The sequence below is a fragment of the Arthrobacter sp. SX1312 genome (genome assembly GCF_002929295.1).
Taxonomy (GTDB): domain Bacteria; phylum Actinomycetota; class Actinomycetes; order Actinomycetales; family Micrococcaceae; genus Arthrobacter_D.
The window spans coordinates 835,809-855,542 of the sequence record NZ_PJIM01000001.1 but is presented as its reverse complement, the minus strand read 5'-3'; the positions used below and the strand labels follow the sequence as shown (position 1 = coordinate 855,542).

The following is a 19,734-nucleotide window of genomic DNA, read 5'->3' as shown; positions in this document are numbered from 1 at the left end:
GCCCGGTACATCCGTTTGACCGCGACCTCCGAGGCCGGAAACCGTGGCCCCTGGAGCAGCGCCGCGGAGATCAACCTCCTCGGCCCGTCGGCAGGTGCGTCGGCCGGGGCGTCCGCGGGGTCCTGGGGTCCGACCATCAACTTCCCCCTCGTGCCGGCGGCCGCGGCGCTCCTGCCCGGGAACAAGCTGCTGACCTGGTCCGCCTACTCCCCAACTACCTTCGGGGGAAGCAGGGGCTACACCCAGACGTCCATCCTCGACCTCACCACGGGTGAGGTGACCCAGAGCCAGATCTCCAACACCGGCCACGACATGTTCTGCCCCGGCACCTCGATGCTGCCCGACGGGACGATCATGGTCAGCGGAGGAAGCAACAGCTCGAAGACGAGCCTGTACAACCCCACGACGAACGCCTGGACGCCCGGTCCGGACATGAAGATCGCCCGGGGGTACCAGAGCAACGTCACCACCTCCACCGGCGAGGTCTTCACCATCGGCGGTTCCTGGTCCGGCGGCACTGCCCCGAAGCACGGGGAGGTGTGGTCCGCGGCCGGTGGTTGGCGGACACTGCCCAACGTAGGGGTGGACAGCATCCTCACCGACGATCCTCAGGGCCCGTATCGTGCTGACAACCACGCCTGGTTGTTCGCCGCCCCGGGCGGCCGGGTCTTCCATGCCGGGCCGAGCCGCGAGATGGCCTGGATCTCCACCACAGGCAACGGCAGCATCACGTCCGCCGGTCTGCGGTCGGACAGCGCGGACGCGATGAACGGCGACGCGGTGATGTACGACGTCGGCAAGATCCTGACCGTGGGCGGTGCGACCGCCTATCAGAAGGCCGCAGCCACGGCGCGTGCGTACACCATCGACATCAACAACGGCGTCCGCGTCGAACGGACCGCGGACATGGCGGTCACTCGGTCATTCGCGAACGGGGTCGCTCTGCCCGACGGCCAGGTGTTCGTCGTCGGAGGCCAGGCCACCCCCGTCCCGTTCACCGATACGGACGCCCGAATGGCTCCGGAGATCTGGAACCCCGAGACCGGTCAGTGGACCATGCTGGCCCCGATGGCCGTTCCCCGGACCTATCACAGCGTCGCACTGCTGCTCCCCGACGGCAGGATCTTCGTGGGTGGCGGCGGGCTGTGCACCAACTGCACCACGACGAACCACCTGGACGGAGAGATCTTCACGCCGCCCTACCTGCTGAACGCCGACGGCAGCGAGCGTGCGCGGCCGAAGATCGTCACAGCTCCGACCGCGGCTGCGGTCGGAAGCACTATCGCGGTGACGACCGGCTCGCCGGTCACCGAGTTCTCCCTGGTACGGATGAGCACGGTGACCCACACCGTGAACACGGACCAGCGGCGCATCCCGCTGACCGCGACCTCGGTGGCCGGCAACACGGCGTCGCTGACGCTGCCTTCGGACCCCGGGATCCTCGTGCCGGGCAACTACATGCTCTTCGCGATGGACGACAACGGGGTCCCCAGCGTCGCGTCGACCATCTTGATCAAGTGACGAAAAGGACGCCCGTAGTCGGCAGGCGTCCCCTGAAGGGATAGCGCTAGCCGTTGTACATCGGCAGGGGAGCGCCGGCTACTCCCGGCTCGACGGCGAACAGGGCACCGGCCCGGGGCTCCGAGCCGGCAGGGATGTTCTCCTGTGTCGTCGTGATGAAGAGGGTCGAGAGGTCCTTCCCGCCGAACGCGCATGCCGTCACGTTGGTGACCGGCAGCGGTACGTGCTCGGAGAGCCTGCCCGACGCGTCATACCTGGCGACAGCACCGCCGCCGTACAGGGCCGTCCAGATGCCCCCTTCCGCATCGATGGCCATGCCGTCCGGCATGCCGAGGGCGGATTCGACGACGGCGAAGGTGCGGCGGTCGGTGAACCGGCCGGCATCGACGTCGTACGCGAGGGCGTCGATGCGCCCCGTCGGGGTGTCGCTGAGAAACGCGGTGTCGCCCGAGGGGGAGAAGTGCAGTCCGTTGGACACGGTGAGGCCCGTCAGGAGCGTGGAGACGGTGTGGTCGGCGTCCAGCGAGTAGAGGGCACCCGCGCCGAAGCCGCCCTCCCAGCCCATGGACCCGCACAGGAAGCGGCCCGCGGTGTCGCAGCCACCGTCGTTCATGCGGACCGCGTGGTCGCTGAAGGCCTCGGGGCCCTGCTCGAGGATCGACAAGGAGTCGTCGGCGAACACGAAGCCGCGCTCGACGCCGATCACGTAGCCGCCGGAGGTGCGTCCGCGGAGAACGCCGGCCAGGCGGGGGTGGACGCTGTGCCGGTCGAAGCTGCCGTCCTCGTGGCGGATCAGGACATCGCCCTCCATCATGTCGACGAGGAGGAGCTCGCCGCGGCGCGGGTCCCAGTACGGGCCCTCCCCGTGGAACGTGCAGACGTCGGAGATTTGCTCGGCTTTCACGGTGCCTCCTGGCAATCGGTGGGTTGGGGCGCGAAGGAGCGGGGTGGTGCGTCAACCGTCGGTCGGTGCGGGGCTGGCGTCGGACAGTCCGACGCAGGCGCGCGTCGGGTCGACCCGCGATACGGCGTCCCCGAGCTCCACGAGGACGGTGCTCGACGCCACCTCGTCGGGGTCGAACAGGACCTCGACCGCCGGATCGCGCCCGTAGGTGGTGGCCGTCCACGCCGGGTCCCCTTCGCGGACCACCCAGTCGACGTCGTTCACGGTGACGCAGGGATCGGTGGTGGGCCCCGGAACGTCCACGCCGCATCGCAGCACCACGCGGGACGGGTCACCCCAGGCAGAGGTGGCCTGGCTGTTCGTGTCGCGCTGTTCGTTCTCGGCGACGGTGGGCGGCAGCGCGATCATGACGTCGGCGCACCGGGCGTTCGCGGCGTCCCCGGCCGGGTTCACGTCCACCACCGACGAGCACCCGGTCAACCCTGCCATGAGGGCCACGGCGGGCAGCAGGGAGGTCAGGGCGCGGGGGAGGGCAGGCATGATGCCAGCCTAATCGGTGGTCCTGCGATGCTGCGGCGAGAACAAGTCGAATGCGGGCACGACACGATGTCGGCGGGCCGCGCCGGAAGCAGGGCGGCAGGAGCGGCCGCCAGTAGGATGCAGGAGCCGGCAGCCAGTCTCAGGCTGCTGGTTCGCCCCGCGCACCCGGCGTTGCCCAACCCGTGCGTGCGAGATCCCGAGCCGAGGACGAATGACCACGCACCACCGCTTCCCCCCGACCGCCACCGCCTTCAGGGCCATGACCGGCACGGTTGCCGTCCTCCTCGCCGCAGCGGTTCTCGCCCCGGCGGCCGCCCTGGCCGTCGAGTCCGAGCCCTCGTCCGCCCGTCCCGCCGTCGTGGGAGAGCAGCAGCAGCCGCTCATCGCGCAGCAGCCACAGCCGGAGGGGACCTTCGGGGAGCCGGCCCCGCCCGTCGTCGACCCGCTGGCGACCTCCGGGACGGACCCGGCCACGGGGTTCGCCATCAACGCCCGGACCGGCTTCCTCGTCCACCCGGGGACCGGCCACCTCATCGAGCCCGAAACCGGCAATCTCGTGTTCGCCGACACCCTCATCTACACGAACCTCCGGTACGACGCGGTGACCCGCGAGGTGGTGGCGGTCGCCGACGAGGCCCCGGTCCCGGCGCCGACGCCCAGCCCGGGCGTGCCGTCGGCGACAGCATCCCCCTCCGCCGCGCCCTCTGTGACGGCAACCGCTCCGGTCACGGCCGCCCCGTCCGCGCCCGCCCCTTCGCCGGTCGCCTCGGTTCCCAGCGTCCAGCCTGCCGCGACGGCCACCGCGAGCGCCACACCTCGCTCCGCCCGGTCCGCCACGCCGACTGCAAGCAGCACCGCCGCGGCCGCCGCCGAGGAAGAGCGTGCCGTGTCGTTTGCGCCGGTCGCCTGGATCGGTGCGGCCCTCCTCGCCGCGGCCCTCGTTGCGGTCGTGGTCCTCGCCGTCCGCCGTCGGCGGCGGCACTGATCGGGGCCGTGCCGCCGGAACGACGGCGGCTGTACGAGCATCCCAGTCCCGCGCCGTACCATGAACTGATCTTTGCCACGACGGGGGAGCCCCTTTGAGTCTCGATGACTACGCCAGTACAACCGAGCCCGACACGTCCCGCGACGGGCCCAGGGGGCGGCGCAAGCATCCGGTCCGGACCACGTTCCTGATCCTCGGGTCCCTCGTGGTCGTCGCGGCCGTCGTCGCCGGCGGGTACCTGTTCTCCCTGGCGCAGTCCTTCGACCAGAACTCACAGACGATCGAATCGGCCTTTCCTGTCGAGGAGTCCCGGCCTACGGTGGCGCCCGAGGCCGAAGGGGCCGTCAACATCCTGCTCCTCGGCAGCGATTCCCGTGCCACTTCCGAAGAACCGGGCGACGTCGCGTCGGCAGGTCCGTCGGACAGCCGTGCGGACACCATGATGCTGATGCATGTTCCAGCCGATCGCCAGGACATCCAGGTCATGTCGATCATGCGCGATACCTGGACGAACATCCCCGGCCACGGAGAGGCCAAGATCAACGCGGCCATGGGACTGGGCGGGGTGCCCCTCGTGGTCCAAACGGTCGAGGGGCTGTTCGGTGTGCGCGTGGACCACGTGGCGAGTGTCGATTTCGAGGGCTTCAAGGGCCTGACCGATGCCCTCGGCGGCGTCGAGGTCGACAACCCTGTGGCGTTCCAGTCCAGTGGCAGTGACGGCGAGTTCTTCGCTGCCGGTCCCATCACTCTGCAGGGCGAGTCCGCACTGAAGTTCGTCCGCGAACGCTACGCCTTCAGCGACGGCGACTACCAGCGCGTCAAGAACCAGCAGCTGTTCGTGAAGTCCGTGATCGGCAAGGTGCTGACCGCGGATACGCTGACCGATCCGCAGAAGGTGTACCGGGTGGTCGACCGGATGTCCCCCTTCGTCGCCGTGGATGACAGCCTCGACGCCGGAACGCTCGGTTCCCTGGCCGTGTCCCTGCGCAGCGTCCGGTCGAGCAGCATCGACTTCTTCACCCTGCCGAACCTCGGCACGGGCACGTCGGCGGATGGCCAGTCGATCATCGTCAAGGACGACGCCGCGATCGCCCAGGTGAGCGAGGCGCTGCAGAACGACAGCCTGGCCGACTACCTCGTAGCGAACCCGGAGGTCGGATCGTGAAGTCCGCGAGGCCGATGCGCCGCGTGGTCTTGGGGGCTCTCGGCGGGGCACTCGTCCTCGCTCATCTGGCCGGGCCGGCGGTCGCGACCGAAACACCAGCCCCCCCTTCGACGACGAGTCCGGCACCGACGCCCTCTCCGACAACGCCGGCCGTTGTTGTCCCGCCGGCCGTTGTTGTGCCGGTCCCGCCGGCGCCGGTCCTCCCTCCGCCGGAACCCAGCACCTCACCCACGCCGGAACCAGAGCCCGCCCCTGAAGAGCCGGCGCCGTCGGTGGACCCTGTCACTGGTTTTCAGATCGACCCCGGTACGGGTTGGCTCATTCACCCGCCCACTGGCTACCTGATTGAGCCTGGAACCGGCAACCTGGCGGTCCCCGGCAGCCTCGCCTATTCCATGTTTCGTTGGAATCCGCTCACCGGTCTCGTCGAGGACGTGCCGGCGGATGAAGAGTCGCCGGAAGCCGCGGCTTCCGCCTCACCGACGGCCTCGCAGCGCCCTACGGCAACGGCCACTCCGCGAGCGACGACGAAGCCGTCGCCCTCCGCGCCGGAAACCTCGTCGAGCGCCACATCCGCAGCGGCACGGGAGACCGAGCAGGCATCGAGCCAGTACACCGTCGGGACACACCCGTTCACCCGCGTCCTCGTCATTCTTCTGCTCGTTGCGCTCGGCGTGCTGTACTACGCGAGGCTGCGACCGGCCGCGAAACCCTGAAATAGGGGAGACGATGCTGCTTGGGGCTAAAGTGATGGCGAGAATCTGGTCTCGACGAACTCCTTGGGGGTCCTCTGCGTGCGTGTGATGCTGCTGACGCATTCCTACGCGCCTGAACACAGCCCGCCGCAGCGCCGGTGGACCCAGCTCATCCGCTCCTTTCGGTCCGAGGGCTGGGACGTGGATGTGGTGACCCCCGTGGCGCATGCGCCGGACGGACGCCGGACCCTCCCCAGGAAGCAGGCGGGGCGTCCGTTCCGGGTCGATCGGGGCGATTTCGGAGAATCGGTGCGTCGGGTGCCCTACCTGTGGCATCGGACGACGCGTGGCGGAAGACTCATCAACCATCTCTTCTCCGCGGGGATGAGTATTCCCGCGGCAGCGCTTGGTCCGCGCCCCGACGTCGTCATCGTGACCGTGCCCAGTCTCCCGATCCTCGGCGCGGGCTGGGTTGTTGCCCGGATGTTCCGGCGTCCTTTCGTCGTCGACATGCGCGACGCATGGCCGGACATAGCCCGGGACGCACGCCTGATCAAGGGCAGCGCCAAGGGAATCGTGGAAAGAGTTATCATTGCGATTCAGGATCGCGCGGACCTGGTGGTCACCGTGACCTATGGCTTCGCCCGGACGCTGCGCGAGCGAGGCCTCAAGAACGTCGCCACCGTCACCAACGGGGTGGACGTCAACCAGCTTGCCTCCCTCGAGCCTGTGACGCTCGAGAAGGACAGGCTTGATGTCCTCTATCTCGGTAATCACGGGGAGAGTCAGCAGCTGGACGTGCCCATCAGGGCGGCGGCTCTCGTAGGAGACAAGATGCGCCTTACCATGGTGGGCCACGGCGTGCGGCGCAAGGAACTCATCGCACTGGCGTCGTCCCTCAAGGCGCCCGTGGATTTCAATGCGCCCGCGTACGGTCAGCAGGTCATGGATTACTACAGGAACGCGGACAGTTGCATCGTCGCCCTGCGCGATGACTGGAAGTCCTTCGATACGACGATCCCCTCGAAGACCTACGAAGTGCTGTCAATCGGACGCCATATAACCGGCATGGTGCGCGGAGAGGCACGACAGATCTTGGAGGACGCGGAGGCGGGCCACATCGTACCGGCCGACCCCCAGGCGTTGGCTGATCTCTGGACACTCTTGGCGCATGAGCGGGCCCGGCTCCAGGTCAACGGGAACGGGCGCCTGTGGGTGGAGCGCAACGCTGATGTGACAGCCCTCGGCCAGCTCTACATCGACCTCCTCCTCGAACTGTGCAGAGGGACGACCCGCCCGTGACCATCCCACGCAACGTCCTGCTTGTGGTCGCAACCGCTGCGGAGCATCTCGGCGACGATCCTGTGCTCCTGGTGGCGCAGATGGTTCGCAGGATGCCGCCCTTTCTCGCTCGACCAGCGGCGAACACCCTCCGTTTTCTTCCTAGCCTTGTCATGCGGGCCCTAGGCGCCCACCTCGCCGGCGATCGACGAGTGCGTGACCGCATACTCGATGACGCCATCGCGTCGTGTGTCGGCCGCCGTGACGCCGCCGGCCTCGCAGACGTAGCGCTCCTGGCCGACAATACGCATCGAGCAGATCAATTACTGGCACTGGCCGGGACCGAGGCGGACGTCCACGCACGACGGCGCTGGTACGAGGGCGACATGAGCGGGGCCGTGAACACCCTGGCGAGTGGCGGCACCGGGCGGCGCAAATTCACGAGGCTCGAGAGTGAATTGCGCGTCTTCCAGGGCTGGTCACCGACGCTAGCGGAGGTGCCGTCCTATGCTCCGAAAGCAAGAACGGTGCTGCATCTTCTGACGAATTCGTTGCCCTTCACGGAGAGCGGCTACGCCCAGCGATCACACTCCCTTCTCAAGGCGCAGGCCGACGACGGCTGGGAGGTCCACGCCGCAACGCGCCTCGGCTACCCGGTACAGGTCGGAAAGCCATTCGCGCGGGACGAGGATACTCGGGACGGAGTGACCTACCACCGCCTGTTGCGTGCGCGGATGCCGGCAGGTGTTGACCAGCGACTCCAATTGCAGGCCGAGATGCTGCTGCAACTCGCACTCACCGTCCGTCCCTCCGTGCTTCACACGACAACGCACTTCGTGAACGGTCAGGTGATTGGTGAAGTCGCGCGCGTTCTGGGCATCCCCTGGGTGTACGAGGTGCGGGGACAGCTGGCCGACACATGGGCCTCATCGCGGCACGGGCACGCGAAAAAGAGCGAGCGCTATAGGCTCTTCAAAGAACGTGAGGCACAAGTAATGCTGGATGCCAGCCTGGTGGTGACGCTGGGCGAGGCAATGAAACAGGAGATCATGCGCGTCGGAGTGCCAGAGGAACGGGTCCTGTTATCCCCGAATGCGGTAGGCGAGGGCTATCTCGATGAGCCGATCGCACCGGCTGACGCCCGTCGGCGATTGGGCCTCGCTGAAGACGGGGTCCTCGTCGGAACGGTCAGTAGTCTCGTGGACTACGAAGGTTTAGACCACTTGCTTGGTGCGGTGGCCTTACTGGCACCCGAGCACCCCAATCTGCGATGCCTCATCGTGGGAGACGGCGTCGCGCTTCCCGCCCTGCGCGCGCTGGCTCAAGAGCTGGGCATCGAGCATCGCGTCGTCTTCACGGGCCGCGTTCCGCGAAGCCAGGCGAGGCTACACCACCTGGCTCTCGATGTCTTCGTGGTTCCCCGGAAAGATCTGGAGGTCACTCGGTCCGTGACGCCGATGAAGCCGATCGAGGCGATGGCCTGCAGCAGACCCGTCGTGGCCAGCGATCTTCCTGCACTTCGCGAAATCATGTCTACGTTCTCGGGGGTGCTGGTGAAGCCGGAGGATCCGGCAGCGCTCGCCGCCGGCATCAGGGGCCTTCTCGGAGCGAGCGGACTCGATCCGGTGGCCGAACATCGTGCCCGTGAAACGCGTACCCACGTGCTGCGCAGCCGCACGTGGGCTGCGAACGCCGCTGCCTACAGCAGGGCGTACGCTGCCGCAGGAGCGGCTTGATGGCAGCCGAGTCTCCCAGCACGCCGAATAGCCCGGTGACTGTCGTTCCAACCCCTGTGAACCTGCGAGGACTGACAAGGGTAGGCGCCAAGCCTTCGTTCCCGCGCTACCTCGGGTCACTATGGAACTATCGGCATTTCATCTACTTCAATGCCAAGGCCGATGTCCAGACGACCAACAGCAGGGATCGTCTCGGCAATGTCTGGTTGGTCCTGAACCCGATCCTCAACGGACTGACGTTCTACGTGATCTTCGGTGTGCTCCTCAATGTGAGTCGCGGGATGGAAAACTTCCTCGGCTTCCTGCTGATCGGCGTGTTCCTTTTCCAGATGAGCAGCCGCGCCATCCTGACCGGGTCCCGTGTGATCCGTGGCAATCTGAAAATTATTCAGGCTTTCCACTTCCCGCGCGCGGCCCTGCTCATTGGGATCAACCTGCGCGAGCTCCTCGCGGCTGTCCCCGTCATCATCACGCTGCTCCTGCTGATCCTGGTCATCCCACCTACCGAAGAAATCAGCTGGCTGTGGCTGCTGATCCTCCCGGCGTTGATTCTGCAGGCCCTCTTCAACCTCGGCGTGGGTCTGATTCTCGCCAGAGTCGTATCCATGGTGAGCGACGTTGGGAACGTACTGACGTTCGTGCTGCGGTTCTGGATGTACGGGTCCTGCGTCATGCTCCCCATCACCATCTTCGAGCCTTATCCTGCGCTGAAAGGCATCATCGAGCTCAACCCGCTTTACCATCTCCTCGAGATCGTCAGGACGGCGGTGCTCTACAGTGAACTCCCGCAATGGCAATCGTGGGCAGTCCTCGCCGCATGGGCGTTCGGAATGCTGGGGATCGGGATCATCTACTTCTGGCGGGGTGAAGAGAGCTATGGCCGTGACGAATGAAGTGAGCTTCGCACTGGAGCAACCCGTCGTCGTCCTGGACGGCGTCAGCATGACCTATTCGGTCCCGACGACGGCGCGGGAAGGATCAGATGGCGCCCGCCGCGTCCTCCAGCGGCAGTCCAGCAGTATTGTCATTGCACTCAGTGACGTCTCGCTCGTAGCCCGCCGGGGGGAATCGATCGGCATCATCGGCCGGAACGGGTCGGGCAAGAGCACGCTGATGAAGCTGATCAATGGCCGGGTGCCGCCGACAACCGGAGCGATCTACGCGTCATCCCGACCCACTCTCCTGGGGGTGAGCGCAGCGCTCGTGCCGGACCTGTCCGGGCGGGACAACATCATGCTGGGTTGTCTCGCGATGGGTATAAGCCGCGCCGAGATCAACCGGAAGTTCGACGATATTGTGGCCCTGTCCGGGTTGTCGGACTCTATAGACCGCCCGATACGCACGTATTCCTCGGGAATGGGGGCGCGACTGCAGTTCGCCATAGCCACGGCGGTGGAGCCTGAGATCCTGCTGATCGACGAGGCTCTGAACACGGGCGATGATCAGTTCAAGGGCCAGACAAAAGCCAAAATGGACGAGCTTCGTAGCAAAGCCGGCTGTGTCTTCCTCGTCAGCCACAGTCTGGGCGTGATTAAGGAACTATGCAGCCGCGTCCTGTGGCTCGACGAGGGTGAACTTGTCATGGACGGACGTCCGGAGGATGTCATCAAGTGGTACCGCATCTTCACGAAGCACCTTGCTGCCGGGGATCGAGTGCTTGCGCTCAAAACAAAACGGCGTATGGTCAACGAACTGCGGATTCCTGCGGTGCAAGCACTTGAGTCGGGCCGACGGAGTTCTGCGTGAGGGCCCTTGTCACGGCCCGTCTCCGGCGACTCCGAACCCAGGTGTGGCACCTGCGCCAAGGAGGCTTTGCCCAGCTCCGTACCCACCGTGACAAGCTCGTCGCGGAGCGCGGCGTCGATCAGCAGCACCCTTTTCGAGGAGCGGAGGGCGCGTGGTCCGGGAAAGGCTTCCAAAGACGACTGCATTTCGCTGACGCAGGGCTTCCCGACGTCGCTGTCCGCCGACCTGAAATCACCGTCGGCGTCATCCTAGACGAGTTTTCGGGGATAGCGTTCCAGTTCGAATGGAATACCCGAGCGCTCACACGAGGCGGCTGGAGGGAACAGTTGAGCGCCCACCCTGTCGAGTTCGTATTCGTCGAATCAGCGTGGGCCGGCAATGGGGGTGAGTGGCAGTTCCAGCTCACCGGGACGTCCGGGCCGAAGCCTGAATTCGTAGAACTGCTGCTGTGGTGCCGGTCGAACGGAATCCCGACCGTGTTCTGGAACAAGGAGGACCCACCTCATTACGACGACTTCCTCCCTGCGGCGCGCCTGTTCGATCACGTGCTCACCAGCGATTCGAGCATGATCGAGAAGTATCGCCGGGATCTCGGGCACGACCGCATCTCCTCGATGTCGTTCGCGGCCCAACCGGCGGTGCACAACCCCGTCCGTCCTCCGCGGGGCTGGCGCGGGCGCGATGTAGCCTTCGCCGGCATGTATTTCGCGCACAAATATCCGGAACGGCGTGCTCAGATGGAGCTTCTGCTGGGGGGAGCGGACGATGCCTCGGCCGGCATGGAGACCGGGCTCGAAGTGTTCTCCCGCCATGTCAACAAAACTGCCGAATACCAGTTCCCCCCGCCGCTCGCCCAGCGAGTGGTCGGCTCGCTGACCTACGGTGAGATGTTGACGGCCTATAAGGCGTACAAGGTCTTCCTCAACGTGAACTCGGTCGTCGATTCACCCAGTATGTGTGCTCGGCGCGTCTTCGAGATCTCAGCGGCCGGAACACCGGTGGTCTCGACTCCGAGCCGCGCTCTCGAGAGGCTTTTCCCGCCCGATGAGGTGGCGGTGGTGAGCGGACGGGAGCAGGCGCGGGACGTCATCCGGTCACTGGTGAAGCAGCCTATGCTGGCGGATCGGCAGGTCCATCTGGCTCAGCGCAGGATCTGGGCGCAGCATACGTACGCGCACCGGGCAGAGCAGATCGTCGGCGCGGTCGTACCTGCGCTTACACGGCCGGTGGTACTTCCGTCCGTATCGGTCATCCTCTCGACAAACCGGCCGCATCAGCTCGAGCATGTATTTCGGACCATCCATCGTCAACGCGACGTGGCGCCTGAGCTGGTGCTACTCACCCATGGATTCGCCGCTGACAGTTCGACGGTCTTGGCCCTTCGGCAGCAGTATCCTCTCGAGTCATTGACGATACTTGAGGCCGGTGCGCACCAGAGCCTGGGGGAGTGCCTCAACGCCTGCGTGAGCGCATCGTCCGGCGCCGTCGTAACGAAGATGGACGACGACGACTACTATGCCGAGAACTACCTGCTGGATCAACTCAATGCCTTGCAGTACTCCAGGGCTCAGGTGGTGGGCAAGCAGGCGCATTACATGTACCTCCGGCGGCGCGATGCGACACTACTCCGCTTTGCGCAGAGGGAGCACAGCCTCACCAATATGCTGATGGGGCCGACGCTCATGGCTGAGGCGGATATCTTCCGACAATTTCCCTTCGAATCTTTGTCCAGGGGAGAGGACACCGCGTTCCTGAGGGCCGTCACCATGGCCTCCGGGAAGCTCTACTCGGCGGATCGGTTCAACTACTGTCAGCAAAGAAACGGTGCGGGCCATACCTGGCAGGCATCGGATCAGGAACTTCTGTTGACGGGGGAGGTCCAGTTCTTCGGGCCTCCGTACAATCACGTAACACTTTAGGGGACTTATGAATACCATCGAAAAAGTAGCGGTCATCGGACTCGGCTACATCGGTCTTCCGACCGCCGCGATTCTGGCAACGAATGGTCTCGACGTGGTCGGCGTGGATATCAAGCTTGCCAACGTTGCTGCGATCAACCGCGGGGAGGTCCCCTTCGTCGAACCGGATCTCAATATCCATGTGGCAGGCGCGGTCAGTCAGGGGAACCTTCGGGCGACGACCGAGACACCAGCAGCCGAGGCCTACATCCTCGCTGTACCGACGCCTTTCAACGCCGACAAGACGGCCGATCTCAGTTACATCGAGGCGGCTGCCACGGGTATCGCACCTCAACTCGTGGGTGGCGAGTTGATCATCCTCGAATCAACCTCGCCTCCCGGTGCAACCCGGCATCTCGCCGACTTCCTCCTTCGACTTCGCCCTGACCTCAGCCTGACCGGCGAGAACGACAAGCCGGTACTTCACGTTGCGCACTGCCCTGAGCGGGTCCTCCCGGGTCGCGTGATGATCGAACTCGTCACCAATGACCGCATCATCGGAGGTATCACGCCTGAAGCGGCCGAAATGGCGCGCAAGCTCTACAACGTGTTCTGCCAGGGCGAGATCCACCTCACCGATGCGACGACGGCAGAGATGGCCAAGCTCGTCGAGAACTCCTACCGTGACGTCAACATCGCATTCGCCAATGAACTGTCCGTCATCAGCGAGAAGGTCGGGGTCGATGTATGGGAGCTCATCGAACTCGCCAATCATCACCCCCGCGTCGATATCCTCCAGCCGGGTCCCGGCGTCGGCGGACATTGCATCGCCGTCGACCCGTGGTTCATCGTGTCGGCGGCACCCGAGGAATCGCGGCTCATTCGACAGGCCCGTCTGACCAACGATGCAAAGCCAGGGTGGGTCGTGGACCGAGTGCGGGCTGCTCTTGCACTGGCCGGTCCGGAAGCGGTAGTCGCCACTCTGGGCCTGGCATTCAAGGCGAACATCGATGATCTTCGCGAGTCCCCTTCCGTCGGGATCGTCAGCGAGCTCGGAAATACGCTGCCCGGGAACCGGATTCTGGTGGCCGAGCCGCACGTGGCGGAGCTGCCGGCGTCCCTGCGCAACCTCCGCAACGTGGAACTAATGGAGACAGAGCTGGCCATCAAGTCCGCGGACATCGTCCTCCTGCTCGTCGATCACGACGACTTCAGGGAGTTGGAGCGTTCGCTGCTCGAGGGTAAGGCGGTCATCGACACACGAGGGATCTGGCGCTAGCCGTCCGAGCCGGCAGTTCACCTACACCTCAGAAGGAACCTGTGAAATACGAAGACGAGCGGACCTCCGTGTCGCCGGTTGAGGCTGCCCGACGCGCCGAGTACCTGGCAGACCTCGACGGCTTCATCAGTGCCTATCACGCGCTGACGAAGAAGGAGCTTGCCACCCGCACCAGGGCGGAGAAGCTGTCGAAGGATCTCGAAACAACGCGGACGCGTGCGGTGCGGTTCCGCCGCCAGGTTGAGGTGCTTCGCAGGGAGAAAGAGACCCTGCAGAAGGAGAAGGAAAGCCTCCGGAAGGAGAGGGAGAGCCTGCGCAGGACACTCGAGTCGTTGCGCGGGTCGTGGCGTTACCGGATCGGAACGGCCGCCACTGCCCCTGCCCGCAGTGCCACGAAAGCGCGTGATGCGGTGGCGGGCTACGCCCGAAGCCTTGTTCCAGCAGCAGGACCCGCTGCGCTTTCCCAGGGATCCCCAGCACCGGACGTGACGAAGACCCCCGCGGTTCTTCCCCCGCAGTCGCCGGCGCCACGCGTTGGGGGAGCCCCCCCATCCGCCCCCAAGCAGTCGACATCGCAAGCCGCGGCGGCGAAGGCCGTACCGAAGGTGGCAAAGCTGTCGGCCGACGGTCCTATCGCGCGCAAGGCCGAGTTGCAGGCGTTGGTGGAGTCCGACCCGTCGAAGCACAACGTATACAGGCTTGTCTCGCACTGCTACTTCGTGCTCGGTGAGATCCTCTTCCCGGCCGCCCTTATCGCTTCCCATCCTGGTGTGCTGGTTGATCTCGCTCCCAAGGAGAACCAACTGATCGATGCTGTCATGGGTCAGGCGGCACTCCTCGGACGCTCGGTTTCACTCCCTCCGCGGCAGCCGAACGCCGGGTACGACGCGGAGCGCGGACGCATCATGTACTGCGCCCACAGCGTGTCGCCCTACAATTCCAACGGCTATTCCACGCGAACGAGCGGGTTGATTCGCGGACTGCGGAACGCCGGCGGGAAAATTCTGGTCGCGGCCAGGCCCGGTTACCCATGGGATGTCAAGACCGACCGGCCGCCGTCCTCACCGGAGAGCTACGAGGAGACCCTCGACGGGGTGGTCCACCACTTCAGCAATGGCCCGAGCTGGACCCAGGGCCGGCTGGACCACTACATACAGGAGGCCGCCGACCATTACGTCCAGCTGGCTATCCGGAACCGGGTGGAGCGTATCCACGCGGCGTCCAATTATGTGACAGCTCTCCCTGCGCTGATTGCTGCCCGACGCCTGGGTCTGCAATTCACGTACGAGGTGCGTGGACTCTGGGAGATCACCGAGGCATCGACGAAGCCGGCTTGGGATACCTCGGACCGTTTCCGGCTCGCGCGAACGCTCGAGACGGTTGTCGCCGCGGATGCCGACGCCATTCTCGCCATCACCCCGCAAGTGCGCGACGAACTCATCAGGAGAGGTGCGGACGCCAGAAAGATCAGCATCCTGCCGAATGCAGTCGACACCGACGAGTTCACGGACATGCCGCCACACAAGGGTACTCTCGCCAGTCTCAAGCTCGAGCCGGGGCGCCCGGTCATCGGCTATGCGGGAAGTCTGGTGGAGTACGAGGGCTTGCAGACTCTCCTTTCTGCAGTGCGACTCCTCCTCGATCGAGGAGTCAGGACGACGACGGTCATCGTCGGAGACGGCCCGGCGCTTGCCGCACTCAAGAGCACCGTGGAAGAGGGCGGACTCAGCGATTCCGTGATCTTCACCGGGAGGGTGCCGGCCGTCGAGGTGGCGCGCTTTGTCAGCGTCTTCGACATCATGCCCTGCCCGAGGCTTTCCCTTCCGGTCACCGAGATGGTCCCCCCCTTGAAGCCCCTTGAGGCCATGGCAGCCGGCAAGGCTGTAGTGCTCTCTGATCTCGCTCCGCTTCGAGATCTTGCCGGCTCCGATGGCGAGCGTGCCCGGCTCTTCCAAGCGGGCAACGCGGAGCACCTCGCTGCGGTTCTCGAGGATCTCGCGAGCAACCCGGAACAGGGCCAGGTGATGGGACGTCGGGCGCGGCTATGGACCGTCGGCGAGCGGACATGGGATCAGGTCGGTGCAACCGCTCTGCGATTCATCGCCGACGCCCTACCTCCATCCACGGCAAAAGGAGCGGATCTCGGTGGCTTGACCCTGGGGATCATCGCCGATGAATTCACCCGGGCCGGGCTTGGGCCCGACATCGGCCTCCTGGTGCTGGACCCCGACAAGTGGGAGCGCCAACTAACCTCGACTCCCATCGATGCGCTGTTCGTCGAGTCGGCGTGGGAGGGTAATGACGGCCTCTGGCGGGGCAAGGTCGGCTACTACGATGACGATTCCTTCGCCGACCTGGCAGCCCTCGTTGCCCACTGCCGGGAGCACGCTATCCCAACTATCTTCTGGAACAAAGAGGATCCGGTCCACATCAACCGGTTCAAGCGGACCGCCCAAGAATTCGAGTACGTCTTCACCAGTGACGACGGATCGATTCCTACCTACCTGAAGGCAGCGGGACCTCACCTCAAGTCCGTGGCGTCACTGCCCTTCTACGCCCAACCAGCGCTCCATAACCCGATGATGGGCGCCCGGCCATACTCGCACACCGTCTGCTACGCGGGATCGTACTACGGTGATCGTTACAAGGAGCGGTCGGGCCAGCTCCATCGGCTGCTGGACGCATCTGTGCCGTCGGGACTGACCATCTACGACCGGCAGTTCGAGAACCCCGACAGCCCATATCGCTTCCCGGCAGGTCTGGTCCCTTATGTGCGAGGGGGACTTTCCTACACCGAGATGGTCGAGGCGTACAAGACACATCCGGTGCACCTGAACGTCAACTCGGTCAGGGCATCCGGCACCATGTTCTCCCGACGCGTGTTCGAAATCGCCGCGAGTGGAAATTGCGTCATCAGCGGACCAGGGCGCGGCGTCGAACGACTCTTCGACGGAGCAATTCCGGTGGTCGAGGAAAAATCAGCGGCCCGCGCGCTCGTCTCCTACTGGATGACCAACGAAGGGGCGAGGAATGCGGACGCGTGGCGAGCAATGCGCACAGTGTTTCGCAGCCACACCGCGGCGCATCGCCTGGCCTACGTTCTCCGCACCGCTGGGCTCGAGGTACAGATGCCTGCGCTCGAAAAGTACGCCCTTGTTGTTCCGGTTCTGACTCCAGCACTTCTGGAGCAACTGGTGAACCAAAGCGTCCGGCCGTCGGTGCTCCTCGTTGAAGACGCGGCCTCGCTGACGGCCTCCGTGAGCGTCGAGGGTGTCACGGTTCAGACTCATTCCCCCGACGCTGTGGCAGGCCTCGTGAATTCCGGCGTGTCGCTGCTTGGACACCTCCGACCGACCCGTATCGACCGAACCTTCTACGAGGACCTCCTTCATTCACGGAAATTCTATCGCTGGAGTTCCGCGCGGTTTGCAGAGGACACCATCTCCGTGCCGGGGCGAGGGCTCAGTCATCTCGACGACGACGGCGACGCCAAGCCGCCTGCGGCGGACCTCCTTGCCTTGAACGCTGATGCGTCGGCCCAGCCTCTGGTGCTTCGTCGGCGAGTATCGATGCAGGACGACCGCCCAGAAGGCTCCCTGACTGCGGCCAGGGAGCGCCCGCTCTGCATCCTCGTGGCAGGGCACGATCTCAAGTTTGCCCGCGGAATCATTGCAGCCCTCGAATCAGAAGGACATCGCGTTCTGATCGACCATTGGCAGGGACACTCGCAGCACGACGAGGAGGGGAGCCGGACGAAGCTCGCCGAAGCAGACGTCATCTTCTGCGAATGGACCCTCGGCAACGCCGTATGGTTCTCCCGCAACAAGAGACCCGATCAGCAACTGATCTGTCGCGTTCACCTCCAGGAGATTCACACCCCGTATCTGAAACAGGTCGATGTCCGCGCCGTCGACCAATTCATCTTCGTCGGCCAGCACATCGCGAGCATCGCGGAGCGGGATTTCGGGGTGCCCCGAGACAAGATCCGTGTCATTCCGAACGTCGTCGACGTCCTAGGTCTGAAGCAGCACAAGTCCGCCGACGCCCGATGGAATCTTGGATTTGTGGGGATGGTGCCGCAGCGGAAGCGGCTCGACCTGGCGCTGGACGTGCTGCGTGACCTGCGCTCAACTGACGAACGCTACTCCCTGTTCGTCAAGGGAAAGCGTCCGGAGGACTTCCCGTGGATGGCAACCCGTCAAGATGAGCTCGCGTATTACGTGCAGCAGTACCGCAGGATCGAGGAGGATCCGCTCCTGCAAGGGGCGGTGACATTCGACCCCCAGGGAGACGACATGGCGTCCTGGTATCGCAAGATCGGGACCGTGATCTCCGTGAGCGATTTCGAGTCGTTCCATCTCACTCTGGCAGATGGTGCAGCATCGGGCGCGCTGCCGGTTTCGCTCGCCTGGGCAGGAGCCGACCAGATCTACCCGGTCTCGTGGATGGGCGCTCAGCCGAAGGACCTGGTCAAGCGCATCCTGGACAAGACGGCTTCACACGAGGCGTGGTCGCTGGCAGCCTGCGAGGCGCAAGCCTACGCAGCTCAGAATTTCTCGAGTAGTCTCGTGCTCGACCAGCTCAAGTCTTCGATAGTCGGACGATGACCGCCATGGATTCCAAGGAATTCGGCCGGCAGCTCACCTACGAGAGGGAGATGGACCCCGGGAAACAGCGTGCCTTCGATCTTCATGCCCGGGATCTCGTCCGCCGTTTCTCGGGACTTGGTTCAGCGGTCACCAACGGGGCGCGCGTGGATTTCCGCAACTACATCCATTACGTGCGGGCCGTCCACGGACTGTCAGCGGCCATGGACCGATTGGAGGAACTTCTGGGAAGCGGTCTTGGAGCGGACCTTTACGCCACCTCCGGAATGTTGGCTGCGAGGCGTGCCGGTGACTACCGGCGTGCCGCCGACTTCCTTGCGAAAGCTCATGCTCGATGGCCGCAGAACACCCAGATCTCCGTCTTTCTCGTGGAGACGATGATTGCGGCTGATCGGGTCGACGGCGCCGTGGAGCATCTGGGCACCGTGGATGAGGTGAGCGAGCAGATTGCATCCTCTCCCGTCGGGCTCAAGTTGGCTGAGCTGGCCGCCGTCTGCGGCTTCTGGCCGTACGTCGACCGCGTGCTCACCCACAGGGGACTCTACCGGAGCGCCATCGGCGACAGGACGTTGGCCAAGCGAGCAGAAATCGCGCATCACTACCGTGGGCAGGACTCCGAGGTGCCCGTCTACGTTCTGAACATGCCCGAAGATGAGCGGAAGCTTTCCTTGCTGAACCATCTCTATGGGAAATTCGACGTGCGCCCGTCTCGGCATGAGGGTGTGGATGGGCGCATCCTCTCGCCTGCCGAGCTCACGGAGGTCACAGCCCACCGAGGACGGCAGATCGGGAAGGGTGCGCTCGGATGCGCCCTCGGACACTTCTCTATGTGGGAGAGGTTTATCGACGGCTCGGACAGCCACGCCTTGATTTTGGAGGACGACGGGCTGCCCTACACCTGGCACAACCTGTCGGCGCTGGCGGAAAGCGCTGGGTCATTCGATGTCCTGTTCGTCAACGAACGAATGTCCGCGGTTCCGGCCGGCTTGCTGTCCACTGGGATCAGCTCACTTTGGGAGACGCTCGGAACTAAACCGGACACGGCCCGCGGTTGGGGCACGGATGGGTACATGATTTCCAGAAGGGGGGCCGAAAAGCTCATCGAGGCCGTCACAGCGGACAAAGTACTCAGCCACATCGACAGCCAGCTTGCTGCCTACGGCATCGCACCGGGATTGGTTCCGCAGAGCATCGCCCAGACGGTCGGTCTGGCTGTCCGCCGAACGAGTAGCTATGCTCCGACCCTGGATATCAGGTGCCTGGACTTCCCACTGGTAGCCAGTATGGACTTCGGAGACTCTACGATCGGCCGTCTGGGCGGCCACGCCCTGTAGGTCCGCGCCACCCTAGTCCTTGGGCCTCGACGAAAGCTCCATT

The 19,734-nt window shown here is 64.9% G+C and carries 15 protein-coding genes; 12 read left to right on the top strand and 3 right to left on the bottom strand.

What is annotated here, in order from left to right; all coding sequences use genetic code 11:
• Positions 1–1,521 (top strand): galactose oxidase-like domain-containing protein (locus CXQ92_RS18040; protein ID WP_181033544.1); only part of this gene is annotated, 1,521 nt, incomplete at its 5' end.
• Between the two features lie 46 nt (positions 1,522–1,567).
• Here the strand turns inward: CXQ92_RS18040 and CXQ92_RS04065 are convergent.
• Together CXQ92_RS04065 and CXQ92_RS04060 are read right to left on the bottom strand one after the other, a co-directional pair.
• Positions 1,568–2,425, bottom strand: a complete 858-nt coding sequence (locus CXQ92_RS04065) for an SMP-30/gluconolactonase/LRE family protein (RefSeq protein ID WP_104165471.1) — start codon at positions 2,423–2,425, stop codon at positions 1,568–1,570.
• A gap of 51 nt (positions 2,426–2,476) precedes the next feature.
• A complete protein-coding gene (locus tag CXQ92_RS04060) occupies positions 2,477–2,965 on the bottom strand; it encodes a DUF3515 domain-containing protein (RefSeq protein WP_104165470.1) in 489 nt (162 codons plus the stop codon).
• A gap of 211 nt (positions 2,966–3,176) precedes the next feature.
• Between CXQ92_RS04060 and CXQ92_RS04055 the strand changes: the two genes are divergently transcribed.
• From CXQ92_RS04055 to CXQ92_RS04040, 4 genes are all read left to right on the top strand, one after another.
• Entirely contained in the window at positions 3,177–3,950 is a 774-nt protein-coding gene (locus CXQ92_RS04055; RefSeq protein WP_104165468.1) for a hypothetical protein, read from the top strand.
• A gap of 94 nt (positions 3,951–4,044) precedes the next feature.
• Positions 4,045–5,115, top strand: a complete 1,071-nt coding sequence (locus tag CXQ92_RS04050) for an LCP family protein (RefSeq protein WP_104165466.1) — start codon at positions 4,045–4,047, stop codon at positions 5,113–5,115.
• A 272-nt stretch (positions 5,116–5,387) separates the two neighbouring features.
• A complete protein-coding gene (locus tag CXQ92_RS17775; protein ID WP_146067379.1) occupies positions 5,388–5,831 on the top strand; it encodes a hypothetical protein in 444 nt (147 codons plus the stop codon).
• A gap of 87 nt (positions 5,832–5,918) precedes the next feature.
• Complete coding sequence (locus CXQ92_RS04040) at positions 5,919–7,112, top strand: glycosyltransferase family 4 protein (RefSeq protein ID WP_258069793.1); 1,194 nt, start codon at positions 5,919–5,921, stop codon at positions 7,110–7,112.
• A gap of 161 nt (positions 7,113–7,273) precedes the next feature.
• Here the strand turns inward: CXQ92_RS04040 and CXQ92_RS18595 are convergent, their stop codons facing one another.
• The gene (locus CXQ92_RS18595) at positions 7,274–7,402 is read right to left on the bottom strand and encodes a hypothetical protein (RefSeq protein WP_258069697.1); all 129 of its coding nucleotides are present in this window, start codon (positions 7,400–7,402) and stop codon (positions 7,274–7,276) included.
• A gap of 87 nt (positions 7,403–7,489) precedes the next feature.
• Between CXQ92_RS18595 and CXQ92_RS04035 the strand changes: the two genes are divergently transcribed.
• Genes CXQ92_RS04035 through CXQ92_RS04005 form a run of 7 tightly spaced genes read left to right on the top strand, consistent with a single transcriptional unit; the run spans position 7,490 to position 19,691 of the window.
• A complete protein-coding gene (locus CXQ92_RS04035; RefSeq protein ID WP_258069696.1) occupies positions 7,490–8,827 on the top strand; it encodes a glycosyltransferase in 1,338 nt (445 codons plus the stop codon).
• A complete protein-coding gene (locus CXQ92_RS04030; RefSeq protein ID WP_104165461.1) occupies positions 8,827–9,720 on the top strand; it encodes an ABC transporter permease in 894 nt (297 codons plus the stop codon). The genes CXQ92_RS04035 and CXQ92_RS04030 overlap by 1 nt, the downstream gene beginning before the upstream one ends.
• Positions 9,704–10,573, top strand: coding sequence for an ABC transporter ATP-binding protein (locus tag CXQ92_RS04025; protein ID WP_258069695.1), 870 nt, complete (start codon positions 9,704–9,706; stop codon positions 10,571–10,573). Before CXQ92_RS04030 ends, CXQ92_RS04025 begins: the two co-directional genes overlap by 17 nt.
• Entirely contained in the window at positions 10,570–12,492 is a 1,923-nt protein-coding gene (locus CXQ92_RS04020) for a glycosyltransferase (RefSeq protein WP_104165459.1), read from the top strand. Before CXQ92_RS04025 ends, CXQ92_RS04020 begins: the two co-directional genes overlap by 4 nt.
• A 7-nt stretch (positions 12,493–12,499) precedes the next feature.
• Entirely contained in the window at positions 12,500–13,750 is a 1,251-nt protein-coding gene (gene wecC, locus CXQ92_RS04015; RefSeq protein ID WP_104165457.1) for a UDP-N-acetyl-D-mannosamine dehydrogenase, read from the top strand.
• A 41-nt stretch (positions 13,751–13,791) separates the two neighbouring features.
• The gene (locus tag CXQ92_RS04010; protein ID WP_104165455.1) at positions 13,792–18,357 is read left to right on the top strand and encodes a glycosyltransferase; all 4,566 of its coding nucleotides are present in this window, start codon (positions 13,792–13,794) and stop codon (positions 18,355–18,357) included.
• 5 nt (positions 18,358–18,362) lie between these two features.
• Positions 18,363–19,691, top strand: coding sequence for a glycosyltransferase family 25 protein (locus CXQ92_RS04005; protein ID WP_181033543.1), 1,329 nt, complete (start codon positions 18,363–18,365; stop codon positions 19,689–19,691).
• Positions 19,692–19,734 lie beyond the last annotated feature (43 nt).